Consider the following 24119-nt stretch of genomic DNA (forward strand, 5'->3'; position numbering starts at 1 on the left):
GCGATGGCCATTGTCGATCTGAATTCGGACCTCGGGGAAAGCCACGGGGCCTATACAATTGGCGATGATCCCGCGATGTTGAAGATCGTCAGCTCCGCGAATATTGCCTGTGGCTTTCATGGCGGCGACGCGCTGGTCATGCACGAGACCATTCGGCTGGCGGCTGAAAATGGTGTTGGCATCGGGGCGCATCCCGGCTTTCAGGACCTCTGGGGCTTTGGCCGCCGACCCATCCTTGGCGAGCGGCCCGAAGACATCGAAAAGCAGCAGATCTATCAGATCGGTGCGATTGAGGCGATGGCGGCGTCCCTTGGTCAGAAGGTCGGCCACTACAAGGTCCATGGCGCGCTCAACAACATGGCCTGCGTCGACGACGACCTCGCTATGGCGACCGCACGGGCCGTTGCTGCGGTCAACAAGGATCTTATCTATCTCGTCATGCCGGGCAGCGCCATGGAGCGGGCCGGCGAAAAACTGGGGCTGAACGTTGCTCGAGAGATCTTTGCGGATCGTGCCTATGAAGACGATGGCATGCTGGTTTCGCGCAAGAAGGCCGGGGCGATGATCGGAGACGCCGAGGAGGCGGCTCGCCGCATGGTGGATTTCGTCCAGAATGGCGTGGTTGAAAGCCTCAGCGGTAAGCGCATTGCCGTCAAGATCGACTCCATCTGTGTGCATGGAGACAGTCCGCACGCGGTGGCAATGGCCAAGAAGGTGCGCGCGGCGCTCATCGAGGCGGGCGTGACCATTGCGCCAATGGCCAAGACGCTGGGTGCGCTCTGATGGCGGTGTCCTACCTTCCTTGCGGTGACTGCGGTTTGACCGTCGAATTCGGCCAAGGGATTGATCGCAAATTGAGCCAGCAGATCATGGCGCTTCGGGCTGCGGTAGAAGACGCGGGCCTTGCCGGTGTGATCGAGACGGTGCCGACCTATCGCTCGCTGCTCATTCATTACGATCCGCTTGCGACCAGTCAGGCGGATCTGATCGCCGCTGTCGATCCCCTGATTGCGGGCATTGATGACACGAGCAAGGCAGCTGCGCGACGTTGGGAATTGCCCATTTGCTTTGATGACGAGTTTTCGCCCGATCTTGGCAATGTCGCCGAGTTTGGCAAGATGTCACCGGATGCGGTGATGGATGTCATCACTTCGGTCGAGCATTTCATCTATATGCTCGGGTTCGCGCCGGGGCTTCCCTATATGGGAGATCTGCCCGAAGCGCTCGCCATTCCGCGCAAAAAGACGCCTATCAAGCATGTCCCGAAGGGGTCGGTGCTGGTTGCGACGGGGCTGACGCTCATTTACCCGGCGGTCAACCCGACCGGTTGGCATATCATCGGGCGTTGTCCGGTGCCGATCTTTGATGTCGAGCGCGAGGATCCTGTTTTGCTGACGGCGGGGGATCGGGTGTCTTTCAACAAGGTCTCTCGTGCTGAGTATGACGAAATCGAAGCCAAGGTCGCTGCAGGAAGCTATGAGATCGAAGGGAGGACGGTGTGATGGGTGCCAGTCTCGCAGTTGTGTCTCCCGGCATGATGACCACCGTTCAGGATCTGGGGCGCTTCGGCCATCAGGCGCAAGGGGTGCCGGTGTCCGGTGCGCTCGATCCCGGTCATTTGCGCCTTGCCAATGCGCTTGTCGGCAATGACGAAGGGCAGGGAGCGCTTGAGATCCGCATTATGGGGCCGAGCTTCAAGGTGATGGCGAAGAGCGTCCGGGTTGCCCTTGCGGGCACAGACGCGGTGATTGAGGTCACCAGCGGCAAGAAAAGGGATATACCCGCAGGTACCTCGGCGACCCTTGTTGAAGGCGAAGAATTTCGCGTCGCCGTGATCAAGGACAGCGCGGTCTGTTATCTAGCGGTCGCGGGCGGGTTTGGCTTGCCGAAGATCTATGGCAGCCAGTCGACCTATCTCTCTGGCGGCTTTGGTGGCTTGGCGGGGCGGGCGCTGCAAGCAAAGGACAATTTGCCGCTCGCATTGGCTGAAGCCCCCGATGAGCCAGAGCGCAGATGCACGGTTCCGCTTGATTATCCCACCGGTCCCGTGCGTGTTGTTCTGGGGCCGCAGGATGATTATTTCTCAAAAGCTGCCATCGAGACTTTCCTCTCGCAGGATTATGCCATTTCGGCGGATGCCAACCGCATGGGCTTGAGGCTCGAGGGCGAGGCGATTGGTCATGAGAAGGGGGCGGACATCAGCTCGGACGGCATTGTCACCGGTGCCATTCAGGTGCCCGGCAATGGTCTTCCCATCATCCTTCTTGCCGATCATCAGACCACCGGCGGCTATCCCAAGATCGCCTGTGTCGCCAGTGCCGACATCCCGCGCCTTGGTCGGATGAAGCCGGGCGCGAAGATGCGCTTTGAGGCTGCTTCTGCTGCGGAAGCCGAAGAGGCCAGACGCGGCTTTGAGGCCATGATCAGAAACGCAATTGCGTCGATTGCGACAATCGCGGATGAAGCGGCGATGCTCGAGCTGCGGCTTGTCGAGGTCAATCTGATCAGCGGTGTTGTTGTGGCGTGAGCCTTCGAGCCGATGGTGTCGCCCTAACGGCGAAATCAGGCTTCCACAGCGCTGCAATGGACTAGAGATTTTGCGCGACAATGCTGTTACAGATAGCCCAATTGTCCCGCCGACGGAGGCTTTTCCTTGACCCAAACAGATTTTGTCATTCGCAGGCCCGATGACTGGCACCTGCATTTGCGCGACGGTGCGATGCTCAAAGCGGTGCTGCCTCATACCAGCGCTGATTTTGGCCGCGCCATCATCATGCCCAATCTGGTGCCGCCAGTGGTCACGACCAGTGATGCCGCCGCCTATCGCGAGCGCATTCTGGCTGCTCTGCCCAGCGGACACAGTTTTGAGCCTCTGATGACGCTCTATCTGACCGAGGGCTCCGATCCGGCGGACGTGGAAGCGGGTGTGAAATCCGGCCTGATCAAAGCGTTGAAGCTCTATCCCGCAGGCGCGACCACCAACTCGGACAGTGGCGTACGTAAAATCGAAGCGGTCTATCCGGTGCTGGAGAAGATGAGCGAAATTGGCGTGCCGCTCTGTGTGCATGGTGAAGTGACCGATCCGGACATTGACATCTATGATCGCGAGGCGGTGTTCATTGATCGGGTGCTCGATCCGATCCGGCAGCGCTTTCCGGCCTTGCGGATCGTCATGGAGCATATCACCACCAAGGATGGCGTTGATTATGTCATGGGGGCGGGACCGGCCACCGGGGCGACTATCACCACCCATCATCTCATTATCAATCGCAACGCTTATCTGGTTGGGGGCATCAAGCCGCATTACTATTGCCTGCCAGTAGCCAAGCGTGAGGAGCACCGGTTGGCGCTGCGCAAGGCGGCAACGTCCGGCAATCCCAAATTCTTCCTTGGCACAGATTCCGCGCCCCATCCCGACAAGGCCAAGGAGACGGCCTGTGGCTGCGCGGGGATCTATACCTCCATCAACACGGTGAGTTGTCTTGCCCACGTGTTTGAAGATGAGGGCGCGCTTGAGCATCTGGAAGCCTTTGCCTCTTTGAATGGTCCGGCCTTCTACGGGCTGTCGCCAAATGAAGAGACGATCCGCCTGTTAAAAGGCGATGCGCCGATTGACATAATCAAGAAATTCCCCGCAGGAGACGACGAGGTCACTGTTTTTGACCCCGGCTTCCCGCTTTTGTGGCGGCATGAAGCCGTCTCCGCCTGACCGCCGATAGTTTTCAAGAGGACAACACAATGATCCCTTCTTCCTTCCCCGATCGTGCCCTGATGGCTGAGTTGACAGCCAAGATGCTGATCGAAATCGAGGCTGTTCATTTCCGCACCGATGAGCCCTACAAACTGACGTCCGGTCTCGCCAGCCCGGTTTATATCGACTGCCGCAAGTTGATTTCCTATCCGCGCATTCGCAACAGCCTGATGGATTTCTGCGCCTGCACCATCCAGCGCGATATCGGTTTTGAAGCCATTGATACGGTGGTTGGTGGCGAGACCGCTGGCATTCCCTTCGCGGCCTGGATTGCCGACAAGCTGGCGTTGCCGATGAACTATGTGCGCAAGAAGCCCAAGGGCTTTGGTCGCGATGCCCAGATCGAGGGTGCGCCAATCGATGGCAAGCGGGCCTTGCTGGTCGAGGATTTGACCACCGACGGCGGCAGTAAGATCCGTTTTGTCGAAGCCATGCGCAAAGCGGGTGCCGAGGTGAACCACACCATCGTGCTGTTCTATTACGACATCTTCCCCGAGGCGCTTGATAACCTCAAGTCAATTGACCTCAACCTGCATTATCTGGCGACATGGCGCGATGTGCTCGAGGTGTCCAAGGCCAACAATTACTTCGATGTGAAAACGCTTGATGGTGTTGAAGCCTTCCTCAATGACCCGCTGGTTTGGTCTGGCGAGAATGGCGGCGTTACCGAGATCACGCCCGTTTCGTAATAGGCTGTTATGAGCGCGAAAACTTTGCGCCGTGCCTGAGCAATGCGCTTACAGGATTGGAAAGGTGGAGAGGCTGGCCTCTTCACCTTTTTTGTCGGTATTTCGCATGAGCAAGCCGGTATGGGCTGAATATTGATCATGGCTTTCCACAATGCTCAGAGAAAAATGCACATTGTGCACTTTTCTCTTGAAGGTTGCAGCTGCTTCGTGAAACACTGACGTCATGACATAATGAAAGCGCGGCCATGTCCAAGCCCAACAAGCAAGACGAGAGCGGCAACAAGAAAAAGAACACCTCCCTGCGTTTGAGCCGGAACACGCTCAAGGCGCTGAAAATTCGCGCCATTGAAGAAGATGCGAGCATTCAACAGATCGTTGAGAGGCTCGTTGAAGACTATCTCCAGACGTCTCGAAAGAGCAATTCATGAAACATGCCGAGCAGCTTACCCACTATTTGCCAACCTATTCGGCAGACGGATTGACCGACGAGAGTTTCGGAAAACTCCGGCTCACCTATGCGCCGAGCAACGACGGCTTTAGTGCCACGCTGTTGGACACGTTTGATCACGCCTTGCGTCGCTCCGGCAGGCTGCTGGTCGCAGGCGAAGGCATGCTGGAGTTGATGGACCGGGACGGGTCCCCGGTTCGGCAGGCAGCCCGGCAGACTGGTGGCTTCGTTGCGGATTTCGATGACGGAGCGGTGAAGGAGGCGATTGCCGATGTGCCGGCCCTACGGGCGCTGCTTGCCATTGGTGATGTCGACTTGTGCGCCATTTCTGCGGCGCTCGTTGATGACGAGGAAAAGACCCATGTCCGGGTTCAGCTGATGCAGGTTTCGACCTCGGATGGCTTCATGGGGTTGCTTGTCACGCTCAGGGCCTTGCGCGGCTATGAAAAGTCCCGATCCGCCGCACTGGATCGTCTGGCGGCTCTGGGTGGCAAGCCGCTGAAGGCAGCTGATCTCTATACGCGGCTGTTTCCAAAGCGACTTGCCTACAATACCAAACCGAAGATCCGCATTGGCAATGATGAGGAAGCCTTCGATGTGGCGACGGATATCATTGCTGCCCATCTGCCGGTGGCTCGAGCCAATGAGGCAGGGATCATCGAGGATATCGATACTGAATTCCTGCATGACTATCGCATAGCGCTGCGCAAAACCCGGTCTGTGTTGAGCCTGTTCAAGGGTGTTTATGATGACGAGACCACCCGATCTTTGAAGGACCGGTTCTCAACTCTGATGGCACCGACAGGTCGGCTGCGTGATCTCGATGTCTATCTGCTCGAGAAGCAGAAATTCTATGATCTGTTGCCCCAGAGCCTGCATGGGGGGCTTGATCAGATGTTTGCGCTGTTCGCGGCCGAGCGTCAGGACGTGCAGCAGACCATGGCCGGGCTTTTGTCGAGCAAGGCTTATCGGCGGGAGATCACGGATCTGCAAAAGCTGTTTCGTAAGCCCAAAAGGCTCGGGCGCGGACCAAAAGCTGACCTTCATGCCCATAGCTATGCCTCGAAGCTGATCTGGAAACGCTATCGCAAAATCTGCAAAATTGCCAAGGGGATCGGCCCGGAGACGGATGATCGCGAGGTTCATGAGCTGCGCATCCATTGCAAGAAGTTGCGTTATCTGATGGAATTTTTTGCTCCGATCTTTCCAAAGGCCGAGTTCAAAAGCCTTATCCGACCCTTAAAGCGCCTGCAGGACAATCTTGGCAGCTTTAATGACTATTCGGTGCAGAAGGAAACGCTGGCGGCTTTTGTCGAAGGGCTCAATGTCAAACAGAAGAAGCAACAGATGGAGATCGCCCAGACGGTCGGCGCGCTGATCGCCATCCTGCACCGACGCCAGCTTGAGGAGCGGGCGAAGGTGGTTGACAATTTTGCGCGCTTCAACAGCAAAGAGACCCAAAAAACCTTCCGTCACCTTTTTAACGGCGGGGAGAGCAAATCATGAAAATCATTGCATGCTATTCGAACAAGGGGGGCGTGGGAAAAACCGCTGTGTCGGTCAATCTGTCCTATGCCATGGCAGAAGCGGGCAAGCGGGTTCTTTTGTGTGATCTCGATCCGCAAGGGGCTTCCAGTTTCTACTACCGCGTCAAACCTTCCCGGAAACTGACAGACGAGAAGTTCTTCAAAGACGTGGAGCGCTTCACGAGCGCGATCCGTGGAAGCGATTTCGACAATCTCGACATTCTGCCCGCCAACATGACCTTTCGCAATTTCGATGTCTTCCTGTCGCGGATGCGGAACAGCCGATCACGCCTGAAAAAGGCTCTGAAGAGCGTCAAGGCCGATTATGACATTATCGTTCTGGATTGCCCGCCGAACATTTCGGCGCTGTCGGAAAGTGTCTTCAAATCTGCCGACTACATCGTCGCGCCGGTCATTCCGACAACCCTGTCGCAACGCACGTTCGAGCAACTTCTCGATTTCTTCAAGAAACATGATATCCCGCGCAAGAAACTTCTGGCATTCTTCTCCATGGTGCAGTCGGTCAAGACGCTTCATCAGGGACTGATCGACGAGATGTCGGACCAGTATGGCAAGCATTTTCTTGAGGCGCGCATCCCGTTTGCGTCCGATATCGAAAAGATGGGCGTTCACCGCGCGCCAGTGTTGGTCACGGCATCGTCCAGCGCGGCCTCGAAAGCCTATCGGGCACTTTACCGGGAATTGAGCGAAAGGATATCGCTTTGACCAATGACAACTTCAAGACTGCCTCGATCGAGATCGAGCGGAAATATCTGGTGCAGGTGTTGCCTGTGCTTGATGGACTGAAGGCAACAAAGGTGCGGCAGGGCTATCTGACGGCCTCAAGTGACAGCATTGAAATCCGATTGCGCGAGCAGGATGAAAATCAGGTCATGACGTTGAAGTCGGATGGTGGCCTCGAGCGGACCGAGGTCGAAATGCCGATCTCGAATGAGCAGTTCGAATGCTTCTGGCCTGCGACCAAAAGCGCCCGTATCGAGAAGGTGCGCTATCTTGGCAGCTTGCCGTCGGGACTTACGTTCGAGCTGGACGTTTTTGCCGGGGATCTTTCGGGTCTGAGACTGGTTGAGGTGGAGTTTTCCTCGCGCGAGGAGGCGGAGAGCTTTGTCGCGCCGGACTGGTTCGGCACGGATGTCACTGAAGACAAGCGCTACAAGAACAAGAGGCTCGCCGAGCAGGGGCTGCCCGCAGAGTGAGGCTCTGTTATCTGCTTCTAGAGCCTGAAGGCGATGGGCACCGTCATTGAAATCGAGGTGCGCCCCAATCCTTTGGGTAAGGGTGGGAACGGCGACGCGCGCTTGACTGTCGCAAGGGCTGCTTTGTCCAGCCGTGTGCGACCCGATGATCTGACAACGCTGACCGAGCTTGCCCGTCCGTTGGCTGTGATCCTGAAGCGGACTGTGGCTGTTCCTGTCTCGCGGCGCTGTTGTGCGGCGCGCGGATAGACGAGACTTCGGCGCAGTCTGGCTCTGATCTTGCCCAGATAATTGCTCTTGAGCGCTGCACCATTGGCGGCTTTGGTCTTGCCCCTGTTGCCGCCCGTGGCCGATTTTTTGCCTTTTTCATCGGCTTTGGCGCCGCCCTTTCTTGCAGCTTTGGAGGCGCGGCTGGCTTTCTGGCGAGCCTTGCGTGCGGCAGCCTTCTTGGCGGCACGCCTTTTTTCAAGTTTCTGCTGTTTCTTGATGGCCTTGACGAGCTCGGGCGGTTTGCTTCGCGGCATGGTGCTGAGCGCGGTCTTGGTCGCCTCAACGGCGTTGCTTGCTACCTTGATTGCCTTTCTAGGTTTGATGATGTCGGCAGCGCGGACTTCGGGCGTTTGTGTCAGAGCCTCGGGCAGCTCTTTGGCAACCACCTCTTTGGCAACGACCTTTTGGGCTTTGGCGCTTGTGTCCATCGGTTCGGGCGTGACAGGTGCCGGGCTGACCGCCTGCTGATGGAAGGATTTGATCGGAATGGCCCGGTGTGTTTCGACCTCTTGCGGTTCGGTGATGGGGCTTTTTGTTTGTGGCACGCTTGCCGGTTCCACGGCCTGACTTGCGATGGAATCAAACAGGCTGCCCATTTCGAGTGCGGCGGTGCCTGTGCCCGCTTCCTCCATGACCGTTTTGGACGGGGCAAGAAACACTGCCGCAATCGTGACATGGGCCAGGATCGAGAGGCCGGCAAAGATCACGAGGCCAAGCTTGCGCATTCTGTTCTCCCTGAGCCTTTGTCAGACGGTTGGCTTCAAGCGGACTGAACGTCGCCGATCACGCCCGCGGCGGTGTTCGAAGCGGTTGCCCGGACGGTTTGTGCATCGGTGATCTGGCCGGTCAAAATGCCGGTCACCAGTTCCTCGATGGTTTCGCGTTCGCGCTCGAGGCGGGTGTTGAACCAGTCGGCGCAGAGACTGGCGGGAATGGCAACCGCAAGGCCAACGGCGGTGGTCAACAGGGCAATCCAGATGCCACCAGCCAGCACAGAAGGGTCAACCGAGGAGCCTGCTTGCTGCAATTTCTGAAAGGCCTCGATCATGCCGATCACCGTGCCGAAGAGGCCGAGAAGCGGCGAGATCTGGCCTATGGTTTCCAAAAGGCGCAGCAGCGACCGGGCGCGCGAGAGGGTCTGGAGCGCAACGCGCTCGATATCTTCGCGCAGAAGGGCGGGTTTGTCGGCATGCAAAAGCTGCCCGCGCATGGCATGGCAGAGAACGACACTCACCGGGGCCTTGCCCTCCTCGATCAGCGACAGGGCGGGCCGATGCTCACCGCCCTGCCAGAGGCGTGCTGCTTGCTGTGCCCGTTTGTGACGGCCGATGCCAAGCCATGAGAATTGCCAGAGCTTGTAGAGGATGACAGTGAGAGACAGGACGGAGAGAAGCGCGAGGAGCAGCACGACCGGCCCACCCATGTCCAGAAAGGACCGTACCTGGTCGAACAGGGCCGCGATCATTCCCGTTGCGGGATCAATGGTTTGTTCTGGCATGGTTCGTGATCCTTTGCCTAGAGGCCGAGTTTGATGTCAATGCGCGAAGAGGGGACAAGGGCGGCAAGGCAGCCGTTGGCGTCGAGGTCTCCGGCGGCGCATTCCGAAATGTCGTTGATCAGCACTTCGCCTAGCGTGTTGCAATTCACGTCCGGCAGATTGAACTGGCGAATGCGGCGTTTGCCTTTAGGCATGTTGCCGGCTCTGAGCATAAGAAAGTCTGTCGCCAGTCCCTCCTTGTCGAGCAGCACCACCTCAAGACCGATGGCCTCAAGCGGGTGATCCAGGCCATTGTGGATCTGGAAGCTCAATCGGCACACGCTGTCATGATTGACGGCGTTGTTCAGCTCAATGCCGAGGGTGCCGTTTGCGGATGCATCCGCGACGGCGAGGGTGAAGAGAGAGGCGAAACAGAGTTTCTTGAGGTAATCCTTCATTGTGGTCATGGTCTCCCTGAGGATGCTGTGCAAGACTGACTGGAATGAAAATAATATGAGTGCATAACTCATGATTTGTTTGACTGGTCGTGCAAAGACTGGAAAATCGCGTTTGCATGAAAGGGTGTGCGTTTGCCACCCGCTTGAAGACATCCGGCAGACCAGCCAGCCGCCACTCTGCCCAACCCAATGGAGACAAGGACATGTATGTCGCTATGAACCGATTTCTGGTGAAAAAGGGATTTGAGGAGGCTTTCGAGAGCATCTGGGCGAACCGGGAGAGCAAGCTGACGGAAATGGATGGATTTCTGCATTTTGACCTCCTGAAAGGCGCCGACACCGAGGACGGCTATGTTCTGTATGCCTCTCACGCGATCTGGCGGGATGAGGAGAGTTTCATCGGCTGGACCAAGTCCCAGCAGTTCCGGGAGTCCCATGCGAGCGTCATACCGACCGTTGAATATAAGGGGCGCCCCAATCTTGAGCTTTTCACCGCTGTTGAAGGCTTGAGCATTCGCAACTGGGATGCCTGAGCGGGCCAGTGATCGGCTTCGTGACCAAGGGCAAGGCCGGGCAGTCCGAGGACTGTCCGGCCTTTTTGTTCATCCTCCGAAGGTCTTGGAGAGGGTGAACTTGAAGGTGCGGCCATGGGCCGGATCATTTGCGAGATGCTCGCGATAGTCCCGATCAAAGATGTTTTCGACCGAGACGCGGGTTTCAAGTCCTGCAAACTTCCCCTCGTCCGGTGTCCAGCTTGCAGAGAGGCCGTGAACCCCATATCCACCAGTGCGCGAAATGGCACCGGAGACTTTTTCCTGGTCGGCGGCGAAGACGGAATCCCAGGCGACCTTGATGTCATGGTTCGGTAGAAGAACGCCAAAGGACGTTGCGAGGGTGTCTGCGGCGATCGAGTCGAGATCGCTTCCGTCGGTCTTGTTCTCGCCACGGGTTGCCGCATAGGCTGCGCGTACGAAGTAGTTTTCCGCAACGTAGCTCGCTTCGAGTTCAATCCCGTGGATGCGGGCCTTGGCGATATTGTGATAGTAGGTCGGGCCGTCGGAATCGCTTTCGATCAGGTCGCGCACATTGTTCTGGAAAGCCGTGACCTTGGCCGTGAAGCGATCATTGCCGAACACATCGTCAAACTTGAGCGCCATACCGCCTTCGAAGTTGGTCGACCTTTCCGGATCCAGATCGGGGCTTGAAGACCGGGCCGGAATTGGCATGGGACCACGGAAACCGGCAGCTGACGAGGAGTAGTATTCGTCAAGGGTCGGCGCCCGCTCCGTGTAGGCGACAGAGCCGAACAGCGAAAGAAAGTCGGTGACTTCCACCAATGCCGCAAGCTTGGGCGAAAAGGCCCCGATGTCGTTGTCCTTGAAGGACGGGTCTTCGGGATCATTCATGTAATGGTCATACCGCACACCAGGAATGAGCGTGAAGCGGTCGTTGATGATCAACTCGGACTGGGCGTAGCCGCTGAGCTTTGTCTGGGTGCCCTCGGGGTGGCTCAGCGCGGTGCTGGTAACGCCGCTGGTCGTCATCGTCGAGGTGCGTTCCTGGAAGCTGTATTCGGTGCCGAGCGTCAGATAATGCTGGATGCGATCTCCGAAGGACAGGTCCGAGGTGTTTTCAACTTTGGCAACGTAAGTCCGATAACCATACTCCGCCTCGTCCCCGAAGGTTGAGATGTACCGGCTTCTGGTGTTGGTTTGCTCGTTCTGGGTATCGGAAAAGCCCAGATTGACCTTGATGTCGAGATATTTGTTACCGAGCACCGGATTGGCATATTCGAGCGCGATATTGCGGTCCGTAACCTTGCGGTCCGTGATGCCGAAGTCCATGCCGCCGGTCTGGTTGTAGGCGGTGTCGTCAAGATCGGAATAGAACTGCATGGCGCTCAGGCGCAAATATTGTTGCATATCCTCGCCAAAATAGAACTTGGCATTCACCATGCCCGACAGGCTCTGGAAGTCGCTGTTCGCGACGGTGTCGCCATTGCCATCTTTATAGCTGTCAGCCTTGCGGAAGGAACCCGCTGCCAGCAGTTCGAACGCTTCATTGACGCGCGTGGCCAGAATGCCGGACGTGGTAGCGCCTGCACCGTTGGTGGAGGCCGTCACCTTGGGTTTGAAGGCCCATGTCTTGCCATCGCCAAGGAAGTCGGACGCGTCCTTGGTGGTCATGGAAATAACGCCGCCCAACGCACCCGATCCATAAAGGGTGGAGGAGGCGGGACCGCGCAGAACTTCGACACGCTTGAGGAGTTCGGGGTCCACGAACAAGGAGCCCATGCGATATTGCTCGAAGAATTTGTTGACCCCGTCGACCTGCATGATGATCTTGGATTCATCGGCTGCGGCTGCCGAACCGATACCGCGGATGTTGAAGCTCTGACCCATGGGGCGGTCCGATCCAATGGTGGATACGCCCGGGACGAACTGGAACAGGTCGCCAACCGTGTCGGGCTGTGCTTCGTCGATGTCTTCCTGCGAGAGAACCGTCACCGCCTGTGGTGTGTCGATAGCGACTTTTTCCTCGCCAGCACTGACGACAATGCGGTCAAGAAAGTTATCGGAGGTGAGTTCTTCTTCCATTTCCTGCGCGCCCACAAGGGTCACAGGCTGGAGAAATGTGGACGCAGCCAGCGCGACCAACAGCATCTTGTACATTGTACGCCTCATTGATTTTGTTGATTTATTTTGGCTGGCTGCTCGTGCGTCAGGCAGAGGCTGGCTGGCTGGAACTTCTTCACACCCTTTTGGGCGATAACCAGCTTTCGTGAAGAAGTCTCTTGCGCTTGGTATAAAACCTGAGTAAATGAGTCAACTAATAAATTGTGAGTTTCATACTCACCTTTATGCGGGGCAAGCAGCGGACCAGACAGCTCCCCGGTCAAATGGACCAAACGTTTCAAGCTGAAACACAACGATTGGAACATCATGACGAAGACAGCAAAATTGGGTCCGCACGCGACCAAGACTCCCGGTCTTGGCCTTTCCAGCGATGGCTCTGCAGACATTCCCACCATCGATTCACGTCAGCTTTTTGCGGATGGACGTGAAATCCAGATCTCCCATCGCGGCGAGTTCTATCGCCTGCGCATCACGGCGCAACAGAAACTGATCCTTACCAAGTGAATAGTGACACAGCGCCTGTCCGTGGGCTGGCTGCTGGTCTTTGATATGGAGTTTTGAACCATGACTTATCGGGTTTTACCGCATCCTGAGGCAGAAAAGCTCGGCCCTCTGATTGCGCAGGGCAGGCAGGATAATCCCGGCCTCAGGGCACGGGATCTGGCGCAGAGTTTGGGCTTGTCGGAAGGCTTGATGCTGTCCGCACGCTGCAGTGAGGATGTTGTGCGCTTGCAGTCGGCCACCAAGGCCATGCTCAAGGCATTCATTGATCTTGGTGAGGTCATGGTGCTCACGCGCAATGAATCCTGTGTGCATGAAAAAGTGGGGCATTGGGGCCGGATCGGTGGCGGCGATCACGTTGCGCTCGTGCTCAACGGTGCCATTGATCTGCGCATCTTCCTCAAGCACTGGCTGCATGTGTTTGCCGTGTCAGAGGACACACCAAAAGGCATCAAGCGCTCGATCCAGATCTTCAACGCAGAAGGGGACGCGGTGCACAAGATCTTCCTGCGTGAAGCGTCCGACGTGGCGACTTTCGAAGCGCTTGTCGAGCGCTTCCGGCACGAGAACCAGTCTCCCTTCTTCCTGCCCGGTGAGACCGAAGCTTTTGAACAGGAGCGAGTGCGTGAGGATGGCGAGGTCAACGTCAAGGCGCTGCGGGCCGACTGGCTCGCCATGGGCGACGTGCACGAGTTCTTTGGCATGCTCAACAAGCACAAGGTGGACAGGATGCAGGCGCACCGGCTGGTCGGGCCGGATCTGGCAAAGCCTCTGGATGTCGGTGCCGTCAAGGCTGTGATCAACGCCGCTGCCGAAACGCAGCTTCCGATCATGGTGTTCGTAGGAAGTCCCGGCTGCGTGCAGATTCACGCCGGTCCCGTTGAAACTCTGAAAACGGTCGGGCCGTGGTTCAACATCCTCGATCCGGGGTTCAACCTGCATCTTCGCGAGGATCATATCAGCAAGGTCTGGCTTGTCCGCAAGCCCAATGCCTTCGGACACGTGACCTCGATCGAGGTCTATGATGCGTCTGACAAACTCATCGTGCAGTTGTATGGCGTGCGGAATGAAAAGGCGGATGAAAATCCTGATTGGCGGGCGCTTGCCGAAAGCCTGCCTGCATTAACCGGACTTGAGGAGGTCGTGTCATGATGAAACGCAGATCGCTTGGTGGGGTCTTCGCTCTTGTTGGCTTGTTGTTCAGCGCATCGCTTGTCTCAGCCGAAGCCCCGCAGCGCATCGTGTCGCTTGGCGGCTCGGTGACCGAGATTTTGTATCAGCTTGGGATTCAGGACCGGATCGCTGCGGTGGATGTCACCAGCGTCTATCCGCCTCAAGCGCTCAAGGACAAGCCCAATGTCGGCTATATCAGGGCGCTCAATGCAGAAGGGGTGCTGGCTGCTGATCCGGATCTTATCCTTGCAGAGCATGATGCAGGCCCGCCCGAAGTTGTTGACCTCCTCAAATCGGCCTCCGTGCCGTTCGTGCAGATCAACGCGGCGCGGGATGCGTCCGGGGTCTATCAGAAGATCCGCACCATCGGCGAGGCGGTTGATCGGCAAGCTGAAGCCGAAGCGCTGATTGCTGACGTCTCGAAGGCTTTTGACGCGACGAAGAAGGCTGTCGCGAAACTCCCTCAGGACCGGCGGCTCAATGTGCTGTTCATTCTCAGTGTTCAGGATGGCCGGTTGATGGTTGCCGGGGAGAACAATCAGGCCGATGCGGTGATTGCCATGGCCGGTGGAACCAATCTGATGGATGGGTTCGAAGGCTTCAAGATGGTTGACGACGAAGCGCTACTGGCCAATCCACCCGACGCCATCGTGATGATGACGCGCAGCAATCATGTGGCTGGCGATGATGTCCTGTCGGCGCATCCGGCGCTCAAGGCGTCGCCTGCAATAAAGAACAAGCGGATCATTCGCATGGACGGGATGTATCTTCTGGGGTTTGGTCCTCGCACGGCTTTTGCCGTGGCAGACCTTGCCCGGACGCTCTATCCCGGTGAGACGGCGCTTGAAGGTCTTCCGTCGACGGATCACAAACCATGAGCGCTGTCGATGCCTATCACAGGAGGCGCCTGCACCAGCGCGTGCGGCGTCTTGAAGGAGACAGGGGGCCTCTGGCTCGCCTGACGATGGGTGTGTTGCTGGTTGCTCTGATTTTAGTGGCTGCTGCGTCGCTCACGGTCGGGGCGTCGGGTTTGGGGGGCGCGACGGTCGTCGATCAGATCCGGGCTTTTGTTACCGGGGCGGAGCCGGATACGTCCCACTTTTCGGTGATCTTTTGGGATATCCGTCTGCCGCGCATGGTGCTGGCCATCCTTGTGGGTGCATCGCTGGCCTCCGCCGGGGCGGTCATGCAGGGGCTGTTCCGCAATCCGCTTGCAGACCCGGGGATTGTTGGCATCTCCTCCGGTGCGGTGCTGTTCGCGGTCATTGCGATCGTGCTTGGCGGTACGGTGCTGGCGCCGGTCGAAGCGGTGTTCGGCATCTATATGCTGCCACTCTTTGCCTTTGTCGGCGGAGCGGGCAACACCTTGTTGCTCTATGTGATTTCCACCCGGCACGGGCAGACCTCCGTTGCGACGATGCTGTTGTCCGGAATTGCCATCAATGCGTTGATGCTGTCTTTTATCGGCTATCTGACCTTCATTTCCGATGATCAGCAGCTGCGCGACCTGACTTTCTGGAGCATGGGGTCGCTGGGTGGTGCGAACTGGGTCAAGATACAGGCGATCCTGCCGTTCATTCTGTTGTCTCTGGCTTTGATGCCGCTTTTGTCCAACGGCCTTGATGGTCTGGTCTTGGGCGATCATCAGGCGCGGCACATGGGCGTTCCTGTTCAGGCTCTCAAGCGTCTGGCAATCTTTGGGATTGCGCTATCGGTCGGAGCATCGGTCGCGGTCACGGGCGGGATTGGCTTTGTCGGACTCGTGGTTCCGCATCTGTTGCGGTTGCTCATCGGGCCGGATCATCGCTATCTGTTGCCGACGTCGGCTCTTTTGGGCGCGATCCTCTTGCTGCTGGCCGACATGGTGGCGCGCACGGCGGTGGCGCCAGCCTCTCTACCCATCGGTATTGTCACTGCGGCCATTGGCGGGCCGTTCTTCCTGTGGCTTGTGGTTCGATCACGGGGGATCCTGTCATGACAGCGCAGAGCTTTGAATGTCGCGGTGCATCGGTTTCGGTTGGCGACAAATGCCTGTTGCAACCGCTTGATCTGGTTATCTCGCCCGGTGAGCTTGTGGTGATCGTCGGCCCGAACGGTGCGGGAAAATCCACCTTGCTGAAGCTTTTGGCCGGCGACCATCGCCCGAGCACCGGAGAGGTTTTCTATGATGGCCGGAAGCTGTCAGAGTGGGAGGTGCCGAAACTTGCGTTGCGCCGAGCTGTTATGGCGCAGTCGGGCTATCTGTCGTTTCCGTTCACCGTGCTGGAAGTTGTCAGGCTCGGAGCCCGTCTTGCGGCAACTGATCGCGATGCGGCAAACAACCGGGCGCGTGAGGCTTTAGGGCGCGTTGATCTGGCGGGGTATGAAGGCCGGTTCTACTCCGATCTGTCCGGTGGCGAACAACAACGGGTGCAGCTGGCGCGGACTTTGTGTCAGGTGTGGGATCCGGTGGTTCACAACATCCGGCATTTCCTGTTTCTTGATGAGCCGACCGCCAGCCTCGATATCCGGCATCAGCTCGACATTCTCTCGCTTGCGCAAGACTATGTGGCGGCCGGGGGCGGCTGCATTGCGGTGCTGCATGATCTCAACATCGCGGCGATGTTCGCGGACAGGCTGATCGCCCTGTCTCAGGGTGTCGTGAGGGCAGACGGTTCACCGCGGGAGGTGCTCACCGACGCGTTCATGCAAGATGTGTTTGAGGTGCCTGTGCGCGTCGGGCAGACACCGCGTTGTGACTTTCTTCCCTTCATCCTGCCCCAGACCGTTATGCATTAGGCGGTTATGCATTCGTGATCTTGCCCTGATGCGCATCCGAGGGAGGCAATTGCTGGTGGCAATGGGGATGGTCAGACCTGCAAGGTTGCCAACGGGATCGTCCTGGCGCTAAATATCGAGGCTTCTTAATCGAACCTCGAAATGCCCGCTAATCACACGGTAGCCCAAATGCTTGATCCCAAATCCTTCCTTCGGTCTCTTTTCGACGCCGCTGTCGCCTCTGCGCAACCGTCGCTTTGCATTCCGCCGTTCCTGCCAAAACAGCCCGCGCGCGGACGCTTCATCGTCATCGGTGCCGGGAAGGCAAGCGCGGCCATGGCCAAGGCGGTAGAAGAGCATTGGGACGGGCCCTTGGAGGGGCTCGTCGTCACGCGCTATGGCTATAATGTGCCATGTGAGCATATCGAGATTGTAGAAGCGGCTCATCCTGTTCCGGATGCGGCAGGGCAGGAGGCGGCCCGGCGCTTGCTGGACTATGTTCAGGATCTCAATGAGGATGATGAGGTTCTTTGCCTTATTTCCGGTGGTGGATCGGCACTGTTGTCGCTGCCGCTGGATGGTCTCAGCCTTGAAGACAAGCAGGCGGTGAACAAGGCGCTTCTCGCTTGCGGGGCGACGATCACCGAAATGAATTGCCTTCGGCGTCATCTCTCGGCGGTCAAGGGCGGGCGGCTTGCTGCTGCCTGTCATCCGGCCAAGGTGACGACGTTGCTGATTTCCGATGTGCCGGGCGACAATCCGATGGATATTGCCTCAGGGCCAACGGTTGCCGATCCGACCACACGTCAGGATGCCCTCGAGATCGTGCGGCGCTACAAGCTGGATCTCCCTGCCTCTGTTATGGCGGTGCTTGAGAGTGACGGCTCGGAAAGCATCAAGCCTGATGATGACCGCTTGGCTGGAGCGGAGGTGCATATAGTGGCTGCGCCCCAGATCGCTCTGGAGGAGGCGGCCAAGGTCGCTGTTGATGCAGGCATCACACCTTATATTCTTGGCGACAGTCTGGAAGGCGAGGCGAGCGATGTGGGCGTTATGCACGCCGGGATCGCCCGTCAGGTGGCTGAGAAGAACCAGCCTTTTGAGAAACCCTGCCTGATCCTGTCTGGCGGCGAGACCACGGTGACCCTGAAGGGCGACGGGCGCGGTGGCCGCAATGTCGAGTTCCTGCTCTCTCTTGCGGTTGCCCTTAACGGGTTGGATGAGGTGTATGCGCTTTCTGGTGATACAGATGGCGTGGATGGGGCAGAAGAAATCGCCGGTGCGATTGCAACGCCAGATACACTGAAACGAGCCGTAGACAAGGGCCTTAATCCGCGCCTCGAGCTGGAAAACAACAATGGGCACGGCTTTTTCGAGGCGCTTGGAGACAGCGTTGTCACCGGTCCGACCCATACGAACGTGAATGATTTCAGGGCCATTTTGATCCTCTGATTGCGGTGCATCGCGTGCGGTTGTTCCTGCCGGGTCAATCCTCTCACCCTTGTGGTTCGGGCTGTCGCTGTGCCTTGTCAGCCTTTGTCGATGCATACTGGCGAGGGTATGTCCCGAATGCGCTGTCCACACGCTCTTCAAGAATTTTGATATACATGACAAGGCCGTGACACTTTTACCAAGGGTTGACGGTTTCGTGGCGTGGACGAATTCAAAAAACTGATATATATCCTGATATCAGAAGGGAAAGAATTCATGCGCGAAGAGAGCAAAAGATTCATGCTGATTACTCCTGAAGACGGAGCCGACGTGCTGAAGGGGTTATCGGCTCCAGCGCGATTGTCGATCCTTACCCTGTTGCACCAGCGTGGGCCAATGAATGTTAACGACATCGCCGAGATCCTCGGCTTGCCCCAGTCGTCAACATCCACCCATATCAATCTGCTTGAGAAGACCGGTCTGATCGAGACCGACAATCGCAAGGCGCGCAAGGGAAGTCAGAAAGTCTGTCGGGCTGCCTTTGACGAGGTGGTTCTCTCCTTCAAGGAAGCCAGGCAAACCGATGAGGATCTCATCGAAGTGGCCATGCCAATCGGTCTTTATTCCGGCTGTGATACCAGCGCGCCGTGCGGCTTGTGTTCGCACGAAGGGATTGTCGGCTATCTCGATAGCCCCGATACTTTTCACTCGCCGGAGCGCATGAAGGCCGGACTTCTGTGGTTTACGCGGGGCTATGTTTCCTATCAGTTCCCCAACAATGCCCGTATTGCAGGCCGTGAGGTCAAAGAGTTGGAGCTGCTGGTTGAGCTGTCTTCGGAAGTTCCGGGGACGGCGGAAAACTGGCCGTCTGACATCAATATCTCGATCAACGATCAGCTCATTGCGGTCTGGACCGCACCGGGTGACTATGGTGACCAGCGCGGCAAATTCACCCCTGAATGGTGGAAGCTGGCCGGGTCACAATATGGGCATCTCAAGAGCTTTCGCGTCACGACGGAAGGAACCTTCGTTGACGGTATGCGAGTGTCCGATGTGACATTGGACGCGCTGGAACTGGATGATCACCGTTCGATCCGCGTGAAGTTTTCGGTGCCTGACAAGGCCGAGTATCCGGGTGGGATCAACATTTTTGGACGGGGCTTCGGCAACTATGATCAAGATATCGTTTTACGCCTAAGTACTTAATCATATCAAGAAATCAGATATAAATTTCCTCAAAACCTTTGTTGACGGCTGCATCTCACTCACGTTATTATCAAGAAAACGGAATTGTATCACGTTTTTCGATATGAATAGGGAGGCCGAGTATGCGTGCAACAGTCACGGCGCATAAAGACTATACTATCTCAAAAATTGATCCGCGCCTATACGGCTCGTTTATCGAGCATCTCGGACGGGCTGTTTACACGGGTATTTATGAGCCGGGTCATCCGCGCGCTGACGAGAACGGGTTCCGGGAAGACGTTATTGATTTGATCAAGGAAATCGACGTTCCGGTGGTTCGGTATCCGGGCGGCAATTTCGTGTCTGCCTACAACTGGGAAGATGGCATCGGACCGAGGGAAGATCGCCCCGTGCGGCTGGATCTGGCCTGGCATACCTCCGAGAGCAACCAGATTGGCATTCACGAGTTTGCCGACTGGGCCGACAAGGCTGGCACCGAAATGATGCTTGCCGTCAACCTCGGCTCTCGCGGGATGGATGAAGCCCGCGCCTTCCTTGAGTATGTCAATCATCCCGGTGGTTCCTACTGGTCCGATCTGCGCAAGAAGAACGGCCGCGAGGAGCCCTGGAACGTCAAGCTCTGGTGCCTTGGCAACGAAATGGACGGCCCGTGGCAGATTGGGCAGAAGACGGCGGACGAATATGGCCGCACGGCTTTTGAGGCTGCCAAGGCGATGCGCGCCTTTGATAAAAATATCGAGTTGGTCGTGTGCGGGTCCTCCTCACCAAACATGGCGACCTACCCGCAGTGGGAATACACCGTTCTGGACCATACCTATGACAGCGTTGATTACATTTCGCTGCATATGTATTTCACCAATTACGAAAAAGACACCGCCACCTATCTGGCCAAGGCGGCGCAGCTCGACACCTATATCGAGACCATTGCGAGCGTTATCAAAGCCATCAAGACCAAGAAGCGCTCCAAAAAGGATGTCTATATCTCCTTTGATGAATGGAACGTCTGGTATCACTCCACCGAGCAGGACAAGGCCATTCTGGAAGGGCAGGAAGGCTGGCCCCATGCGCCGGCGCTGCTTGAGGACATCTACGATTTTGCTGATGTGTTGCAGGTGGGCTGTATCCTCAACACCTTCATCCGCCGGTCCGATGTGGTCAAGGTGGGTTGTCTTGCCCAGTTGGTCAATGTGATCGCGCCGATCATGACGGTCGAAGGTGGGCCTGCATGGCGGCAGACGATTTTCTATCCTTACATGCTGGCGTCACAATATGGTCGCGGAACCGCGCTTAACCTGTCCGTTGACTGCCAAGGGTACGACACGGATTTCGCGAACAATGTGTCCTATCTCGATGTTGCCGGCGTGCTCTCGGAGGATGGTGCGCTCACTTTCTTCCTTGTGAACCGCCATGAAACTGAGGCGATCACCATGGATCTGTCCCTTGAGGGCTTCGACCATGGCTCGGTGATCATGGACAAGGTTATGGTTGGACACGACCTTGACGCCGTCAATGGACCGAATGCCGAGACAATTGCGCTGGCCGATGGCAGCGGGGCCCAGGTTGCTGATGGCAAGCTGACGGTTGAGTTGGCACCCCTGAGTTATCGCATGATCCGACTTCGATAAAGGGCGGTACGGGGCCGTCTTGACGGCCATAAGCTGCCGTTCACGGCCCTTTCGCACCCTTTTCGACGGTTTCGGAAAAAAGAGAGACTCATGTCCGCAACAATTGACATTAACAACATCACCAAAACCTACGGTGCCCTAACTGTTCTTGATGACATCTCGCTTCACATCAAGGCTGGTGAATTCATCGTGTTCCTCGGCCCGTCTGGGTGTGGTAAATCAACGCTTCTGCGCATGATTGCCGGTTTGGAAGCTGTCGACAATGGCACGATTTCGATCGGTGAGGAACGGATTGACACCTTACCTCCTGGTAAGCGAGGCGTGGCGATGGTGTTCCAGACCTATGCGCTCTATCCACATATGACTGTCGCCCAGAATATGGCTTTCGGGCTCGAAAACATCAAGATTTCCAAATCCGATATCGATGCCCGGGTTAAAGAAGCGGCCGAGACGCTGGAAATGGCCCATTTGCTGGATCGGAAGCCGGCCAAGCTTTCCGGCGGGCAGCGTCAGCGTGTCGCCATCGGGCGGGCCATCGTCAAGGAACCCAAGGCATTCCTGTTCGATGAGCCGCTTTCGAACCTTGATGCTGCCTTGCGCAGCCGGACCCGGCTCGAGCTGGCCCAGCTGCACCAACGGCTCGGGTCGACGATGATCTTCGTGACACACGATCAGGTGGAAGCCATGACATTGGCGCATCGCATCGTCGTCATGCATGACAAGAAGATCGAACAGATCGGTACGCCGATGGAGATCTATCAGCGCCCGGCCACGCGCTTTGTGGCGAGTTTTGTCGGGTCTCCCGCCATGTCAATCCTTCCCGTCAAGGGCTACAGCCCACAAGGCAATGGCGTGACGCTTGATGTCGATGGCCTTGGGGATGTGAAAGCCCGTATGCGGTTGCCTGCGGATTTCAATCTCAACGGTGCGACAGTCGGTGCGCGCTCGGAGGATACTTTCGTGCTGGAGGCCGGCAAGGATGGCTATTCGCTCAGCGTGACAGTGGTTGAACGCCTTGGCGAACGTACCCTGCTTTATGGCACCCTGAGCAACGGACTTGAGCTAATTGTCGAGGACAGTGGTCGATCGATGGTGAAAGCCGGTGACGTGGTTCAGGTGGGGCTGGATGAAACGGCTTTGCATGTCTTTGACGGCAATGGCAAGGCCTATCACAGCGAGGAGGAGGCCAATGGCTGAGTCCTATCGCAGATCTCGCTGGTCGAACGGGTTGTTCGTATTGCCCTATCTGACGGTTTTCGTCTCCCTGCTGGTCTTTCCACTATGCTGGGGCGTCTGGTTGTCGCTCAACAAGGTGGACCTGTTTGGCGGTGCCCGTTTCATCGGTATAAAAAACTATTTCCGTGTGTTCAATGACCCCGTCTTCGGGCAAGCGGTCTGGAACACGGTGCTCTTTGTTCTGGTCTCCGTGCCAACGCTTGTTGCGCTGGGGCTGTTTTTGGCGCTGGCACTCAACAAGACAACGCGCGCCTCGTCCTTCATGCGCGGACTTTTCTTCTCGTCTTCGATCCTGTCGGTTACCATCGTGACGTTGATCTGGCGGTTTGTCTTCATCCCCGGTGATGGGCTGCTCGCCATTCTGTTCGACGCCATGGGGTGGCAACAGATCGGTTTTCTATCGACTGAAGGGTGGTCGCTCTTCTCCGTTGGGGTGGCAACTGTCTGGTGGTGCCTAGGCTTGCCGATGATGCTTTTCCTCGCGGCCCTGCAGCAGATTTCAAATGATCTTTATGAGGCGGCGGCGCTCGATAACGCGGGGCGCTGGCGGATTTTCACGCGCATCACGCTGCCCTCGATCAAGTCAACCATTCTCCTCGTAGCCATCATCCAGATTGTCATGCAGTTCCAGCTCTTCGGTCAGGCCCAGTTGATGACCAATGGTGGTCCGGCGGGCACGTCGCGCCCGATCGTGATGTATATTTATGAAACCGGCTTCATCCGTTGGGATGTGGGTATGGGGGCTGCTGCGTCCGAAGTGCTGTTCCTCATCATCCTTGCTGCTGCAATGGTTCAATATTGGGTAACCTCGAACAAGGAGGAGGCTTGATCCATGCTAAGCAAGAAACATGAAAGCTACTCGCCTGAAGGGCTGACCGCCAACCGCAATCTGTTCTGGATCTCCTGCGTCTTCGCTGTGGTGATGATTGCTCCAGTGCTCTGGATCGTTGGGTTGTCTTTGAAGGACAATACGCTTTTGATGCGTGGCACGGATGCTGTCTTCTCCTTTCCGTACACGCTCGAGAACTACGGTAATCTGTTCCATTCCAGCCTTGTGTTCAGATGGCTTCTCAATTCCATGGTGGTCGCCGTCGGGCAGACATTGGGGGTTCTGGCTCTGTCTTCTCTGGCCGGGTATGCCTTTGCGCGGCTTGAGTTCCCGTTCCGCAAAACACTGTTCGTCATCGTCCTGTTCGGGCTTGCTGTGCCTGAACAGGCCGTGATCATCGCCCGTCATCAGATGTTCAGCTGGCTGAACATGCACAACACCTATCTGGGGCTGATGCTTCCGGGCATGTCGTCGGCCTTCGGGGTGTTCCTGATGACCCAGTTCTTCCGGGCTATCCCCAAGGAAATCGACGAAGCGGCTCTGCTCGATAATACACCCCGCTTCCGGATCTTCTGGCGAGTGTTGCTGCCGCTGACCATGCCTGCACAGGCAACGCTTGGCATTTTTACATTCTTGCTTGCATGGAACGATTACTGGTGGCCGCTGATCTCTGCCACCAAAAAGGACATGTATACGCTGACCATCGGGATTGCATCGTCGCAAACCAATTTCGCCCAGACCGAGGGCCTTGGCTTTCTGGCAGCACAGGCGATCTTTGCGTCATTGCCGGTCGTCATCGTCTACATCTTTTTCCAGCGTCACATTGTGACTGCTGTATCAGGTGGGGCCGTCAAATAGGCGGCCAGCCAATTCTGCCACACCGGGCATC

General features: G+C 57.1%; 26 protein-coding genes. 21 read left to right on the plus strand and 5 right to left on the minus strand.

Going from position 1 to position 24119, the window contains the following annotated elements:
• Positions 1-3: 3 nt before the first annotated feature.
• The 9 genes from CPH65_RS07400 to CPH65_RS07440 all read left to right on the plus strand — a co-directional run bounded on the left by CPH65_RS07400 (position 4) and on the right by CPH65_RS07440 (position 7631).
• Positions 4-783, plus strand: a complete 780-nt coding sequence (locus CPH65_RS07400) for a LamB/YcsF family protein (protein WP_096172898.1) — start codon at positions 4-6, stop codon at positions 781-783.
• Positions 783-1502, plus strand: a complete 720-nt coding sequence (pxpB, locus tag CPH65_RS07405) for a 5-oxoprolinase subunit PxpB (RefSeq protein ID WP_096172899.1) — start codon at positions 783-785, stop codon at positions 1500-1502. The genes CPH65_RS07400 and pxpB overlap by 1 nt, the downstream gene beginning before the upstream one ends.
• A complete protein-coding gene (locus CPH65_RS07410) occupies positions 1502-2527 on the plus strand; it encodes a biotin-dependent carboxyltransferase family protein (protein ID WP_096172900.1) in 1026 nt (341 codons plus the stop codon). The genes pxpB and CPH65_RS07410 overlap by 1 nt, the downstream gene beginning before the upstream one ends.
• Positions 2528-2719: 192 nt before the next feature.
• A complete protein-coding gene (pyrC, locus tag CPH65_RS07415) occupies positions 2720-3709 on the plus strand; it encodes a dihydroorotase (RefSeq protein ID WP_210201011.1) in 990 nt (329 codons plus the stop codon).
• A 29-nt stretch (positions 3710-3738) separates the two neighbouring features.
• Positions 3739-4440, plus strand: a complete 702-nt coding sequence (locus CPH65_RS07420) for an orotate phosphoribosyltransferase (protein WP_096172902.1) — start codon at positions 3739-3741, stop codon at positions 4438-4440.
• Between the two features lie 245 nt (positions 4441-4685).
• Positions 4686-4868 (plus strand): CopG family transcriptional regulator, encoded by a 183-nt coding sequence (locus CPH65_RS07425; RefSeq protein ID WP_096172903.1) that lies wholly within the window; start codon positions 4686-4688, stop codon positions 4866-4868.
• Complete coding sequence (locus tag CPH65_RS07430) at positions 4865-6394, plus strand: CHAD domain-containing protein (protein ID WP_096172904.1); 1530 nt, start codon at positions 4865-4867, stop codon at positions 6392-6394. Before CPH65_RS07425 ends, CPH65_RS07430 begins: the two co-directional genes overlap by 4 nt.
• The gene (locus CPH65_RS07435) at positions 6391-7140 is read left to right on the plus strand and encodes a ParA family protein (protein ID WP_096172905.1); all 750 of its coding nucleotides are present in this window, start codon (positions 6391-6393) and stop codon (positions 7138-7140) included. Before CPH65_RS07430 ends, CPH65_RS07435 begins: the two co-directional genes overlap by 4 nt.
• Positions 7137-7631, plus strand: coding sequence for a CYTH domain-containing protein (locus tag CPH65_RS07440; protein ID WP_197703979.1), 495 nt, complete (start codon positions 7137-7139; stop codon positions 7629-7631). The genes CPH65_RS07435 and CPH65_RS07440 overlap by 4 nt, the downstream gene beginning before the upstream one ends.
• A gap of 17 nt (positions 7632-7648) precedes the next feature.
• Here the strand turns inward: CPH65_RS07440 and CPH65_RS07445 are convergent, their stop codons facing one another.
• From CPH65_RS07445 to CPH65_RS07455, 3 genes are read right to left on the minus strand one after another with little or no spacing between them, the layout of a single operon-like run.
• A complete protein-coding gene (locus tag CPH65_RS07445) occupies positions 7649-8626 on the minus strand; it encodes an energy transducer TonB (protein ID WP_096172906.1) in 978 nt (325 codons plus the stop codon).
• Positions 8627-8661: 35 nt separating this feature from the next.
• Positions 8662-9399, minus strand: coding sequence for a MotA/TolQ/ExbB proton channel family protein (locus tag CPH65_RS07450; RefSeq protein ID WP_096172907.1), 738 nt, complete (start codon positions 9397-9399; stop codon positions 8662-8664).
• A 17-nt stretch (positions 9400-9416) separates the two neighbouring features.
• Entirely contained in the window at positions 9417-9845 is a 429-nt protein-coding gene (locus tag CPH65_RS07455; RefSeq protein WP_157747556.1) for a hypothetical protein, read from the minus strand.
• 194 nt (positions 9846-10039) lie between these two features.
• Here CPH65_RS07455 and CPH65_RS07460 point away from each other — a divergent pair, with 194 nt between their 5' ends.
• Positions 10040-10369, plus strand: a complete 330-nt coding sequence (locus CPH65_RS07460; RefSeq protein WP_096176292.1) for an antibiotic biosynthesis monooxygenase — start codon at positions 10040-10042, stop codon at positions 10367-10369.
• 69 nt (positions 10370-10438) lie between these two features.
• Here CPH65_RS07460 and CPH65_RS07465 read toward each other — a convergent pair whose 3' ends face one another.
• Complete coding sequence (locus CPH65_RS07465) at positions 10439-12520, minus strand: TonB-dependent hemoglobin/transferrin/lactoferrin family receptor (protein ID WP_197703980.1); 2082 nt, start codon at positions 12518-12520, stop codon at positions 10439-10441.
• The gene (locus CPH65_RS24090) at positions 12517-12753 is read right to left on the minus strand and encodes a hypothetical protein (RefSeq protein ID WP_172891478.1); all 237 of its coding nucleotides are present in this window, start codon (positions 12751-12753) and stop codon (positions 12517-12519) included. The genes CPH65_RS07465 and CPH65_RS24090 overlap by 4 nt, the downstream gene beginning before the upstream one ends.
• Before the next feature lie 25 nt (positions 12754-12778).
• Here CPH65_RS24090 and hemP point away from each other — a divergent pair, with 25 nt between their 5' ends.
• The 11 genes from hemP (at position 12779) to CPH65_RS07525 (ending at position 24088) form a co-directional block, all read left to right on the plus strand.
• Positions 12779-12976: a hemin uptake protein HemP gene (gene hemP, locus CPH65_RS07475; RefSeq protein WP_096172910.1), complete on the plus strand. Its 198-nt coding sequence runs from the start codon at positions 12779-12781 to the stop codon at positions 12974-12976.
• Positions 12977-13036: 60 nt separating this feature from the next.
• Positions 13037-14125 (plus strand): hemin-degrading factor, encoded by a 1089-nt coding sequence (locus CPH65_RS07480; RefSeq protein ID WP_096172911.1) that lies wholly within the window; start codon positions 13037-13039, stop codon positions 14123-14125.
• A complete protein-coding gene (locus CPH65_RS07485) occupies positions 14122-15024 on the plus strand; it encodes a hemin ABC transporter substrate-binding protein (protein WP_096172912.1) in 903 nt (300 codons plus the stop codon). The genes CPH65_RS07480 and CPH65_RS07485 overlap by 4 nt, the downstream gene beginning before the upstream one ends.
• Positions 15021-16124: an iron ABC transporter permease gene (locus tag CPH65_RS07490; RefSeq protein WP_096172913.1), complete on the plus strand. Its 1104-nt coding sequence runs from the start codon at positions 15021-15023 to the stop codon at positions 16122-16124. The genes CPH65_RS07485 and CPH65_RS07490 overlap by 4 nt, the downstream gene beginning before the upstream one ends.
• Positions 16121-16924, plus strand: coding sequence for a heme ABC transporter ATP-binding protein (locus tag CPH65_RS07495; RefSeq protein WP_096172914.1), 804 nt, complete (start codon positions 16121-16123; stop codon positions 16922-16924). Before CPH65_RS07490 ends, CPH65_RS07495 begins: the two co-directional genes overlap by 4 nt.
• 168 nt (positions 16925-17092) lie before the next feature.
• Positions 17093-18355: a glycerate kinase gene (locus CPH65_RS07500; protein WP_096172915.1), complete on the plus strand. Its 1263-nt coding sequence runs from the start codon at positions 17093-17095 to the stop codon at positions 18353-18355.
• 279 nt (positions 18356-18634) lie between these two features.
• Entirely contained in the window at positions 18635-19540 is a 906-nt protein-coding gene (locus CPH65_RS07505; RefSeq protein ID WP_244574565.1) for a transcriptional regulator, read from the plus strand.
• A gap of 122 nt (positions 19541-19662) precedes the next feature.
• Complete coding sequence (locus tag CPH65_RS07510) at positions 19663-21165, plus strand: alpha-N-arabinofuranosidase (RefSeq protein ID WP_096172916.1); 1503 nt, start codon at positions 19663-19665, stop codon at positions 21163-21165.
• A gap of 90 nt (positions 21166-21255) precedes the next feature.
• Positions 21256-22362: an ABC transporter ATP-binding protein gene (locus tag CPH65_RS07515; protein WP_096172917.1), complete on the plus strand. Its 1107-nt coding sequence runs from the start codon at positions 21256-21258 to the stop codon at positions 22360-22362.
• Positions 22355-23230 carry a carbohydrate ABC transporter permease gene (locus CPH65_RS07520; RefSeq protein WP_096172918.1) on the plus strand — a complete coding sequence of 292 codons (876 nt, stop codon included), beginning with the start codon at positions 22355-22357 and terminating at the stop codon, positions 23228-23230. The genes CPH65_RS07515 and CPH65_RS07520 overlap by 8 nt, the downstream gene beginning before the upstream one ends.
• Before the next feature lie 3 nt (positions 23231-23233).
• Positions 23234-24088, plus strand: coding sequence for a carbohydrate ABC transporter permease (locus tag CPH65_RS07525; protein WP_096172919.1), 855 nt, complete (start codon positions 23234-23236; stop codon positions 24086-24088).
• Positions 24089-24119 lie beyond the last annotated feature (31 nt).

This window comes from Cohaesibacter sp. ES.047 (assembly GCF_900215505.1).
Classification (GTDB): Bacteria; Pseudomonadota; Alphaproteobacteria; order Rhizobiales; family Cohaesibacteraceae; genus Cohaesibacter.

What these genes read in the sequence shown, in the direction of transcription:
- CPH65_RS07410 (WP_096172900.1), top strand. Translation starts at nt 1,502, where the DNA reads ATGGGTGCCAGTCTCGCAGTTGTGTCTCCCGGCATGATGACCACCGTT.
- CPH65_RS07455 (WP_157747556.1), bottom strand. Translation starts at nt 9,845, where the DNA reads ATGACCACAATGAAGGATTACCTCAAGAAACTCTGTTTCGCCTCTCTC.
- CPH65_RS07485 (WP_096172912.1), top strand. Translation starts at nt 14,122, where the DNA reads ATGATGAAACGCAGATCGCTTGGTGGGGTCTTCGCTCTTGTTGGCTTG.
- CPH65_RS07420 (WP_096172902.1), top strand. Translation starts at nt 3,739, where the DNA reads ATGATCCCTTCTTCCTTCCCCGATCGTGCCCTGATGGCTGAGTTGACA.
- pyrC (WP_210201011.1), top strand. Translation starts at nt 2,720, where the DNA reads ATGCTCAAAGCGGTGCTGCCTCATACCAGCGCTGATTTTGGCCGCGCC.
- hemP (WP_096172910.1), top strand. Translation starts at nt 12,779, where the DNA reads ATGACGAAGACAGCAAAATTGGGTCCGCACGCGACCAAGACTCCCGGT.
- CPH65_RS07450 (WP_096172907.1), bottom strand. Translation starts at nt 9,399, where the DNA reads ATGCCAGAACAAACCATTGATCCCGCAACGGGAATGATCGCGGCCCTG.
- CPH65_RS07435 (WP_096172905.1), top strand. Translation starts at nt 6,391, where the DNA reads ATGAAAATCATTGCATGCTATTCGAACAAGGGGGGCGTGGGAAAAACC.
- CPH65_RS07480 (WP_096172911.1), top strand. Translation starts at nt 13,037, where the DNA reads ATGACTTATCGGGTTTTACCGCATCCTGAGGCAGAAAAGCTCGGCCCT.
- CPH65_RS07520 (WP_096172918.1), top strand. Translation starts at nt 22,355, where the DNA reads ATGGCTGAGTCCTATCGCAGATCTCGCTGGTCGAACGGGTTGTTCGTA.
- CPH65_RS07525 (WP_096172919.1), top strand. Translation starts at nt 23,234, where the DNA reads ATGCTAAGCAAGAAACATGAAAGCTACTCGCCTGAAGGGCTGACCGCC.
- CPH65_RS07500 (WP_096172915.1), top strand. Translation starts at nt 17,093, where the DNA reads ATGCTTGATCCCAAATCCTTCCTTCGGTCTCTTTTCGACGCCGCTGTC.
- CPH65_RS07430 (WP_096172904.1), top strand. Translation starts at nt 4,865, where the DNA reads ATGAAACATGCCGAGCAGCTTACCCACTATTTGCCAACCTATTCGGCA.
- CPH65_RS07425 (WP_096172903.1), top strand. Translation starts at nt 4,686, where the DNA reads ATGTCCAAGCCCAACAAGCAAGACGAGAGCGGCAACAAGAAAAAGAAC.
- CPH65_RS07495 (WP_096172914.1), top strand. Translation starts at nt 16,121, where the DNA reads ATGACAGCGCAGAGCTTTGAATGTCGCGGTGCATCGGTTTCGGTTGGC.
- CPH65_RS07505 (WP_244574565.1), top strand. Translation starts at nt 18,635, where the DNA reads ATGCTGATTACTCCTGAAGACGGAGCCGACGTGCTGAAGGGGTTATCG.
- CPH65_RS07490 (WP_096172913.1), top strand. Translation starts at nt 15,021, where the DNA reads ATGAGCGCTGTCGATGCCTATCACAGGAGGCGCCTGCACCAGCGCGTG.
- CPH65_RS07510 (WP_096172916.1), top strand. Translation starts at nt 19,663, where the DNA reads ATGCGTGCAACAGTCACGGCGCATAAAGACTATACTATCTCAAAAATT.
- CPH65_RS07400 (WP_096172898.1), top strand. Translation starts at nt 4, where the DNA reads ATGGCCATTGTCGATCTGAATTCGGACCTCGGGGAAAGCCACGGGGCC.
- CPH65_RS07515 (WP_096172917.1), top strand. Translation starts at nt 21,256, where the DNA reads ATGTCCGCAACAATTGACATTAACAACATCACCAAAACCTACGGTGCC.
- CPH65_RS07465 (WP_197703980.1), bottom strand. Translation starts at nt 12,520, where the DNA reads ATGAGGCGTACAATGTACAAGATGCTGTTGGTCGCGCTGGCTGCGTCC.
- CPH65_RS07460 (WP_096176292.1), top strand. Translation starts at nt 10,040, where the DNA reads ATGTATGTCGCTATGAACCGATTTCTGGTGAAAAAGGGATTTGAGGAG.
- CPH65_RS07445 (WP_096172906.1), bottom strand. Translation starts at nt 8,626, where the DNA reads ATGCGCAAGCTTGGCCTCGTGATCTTTGCCGGCCTCTCGATCCTGGCC.
- pxpB (WP_096172899.1), top strand. Translation starts at nt 783, where the DNA reads ATGGCGGTGTCCTACCTTCCTTGCGGTGACTGCGGTTTGACCGTCGAA.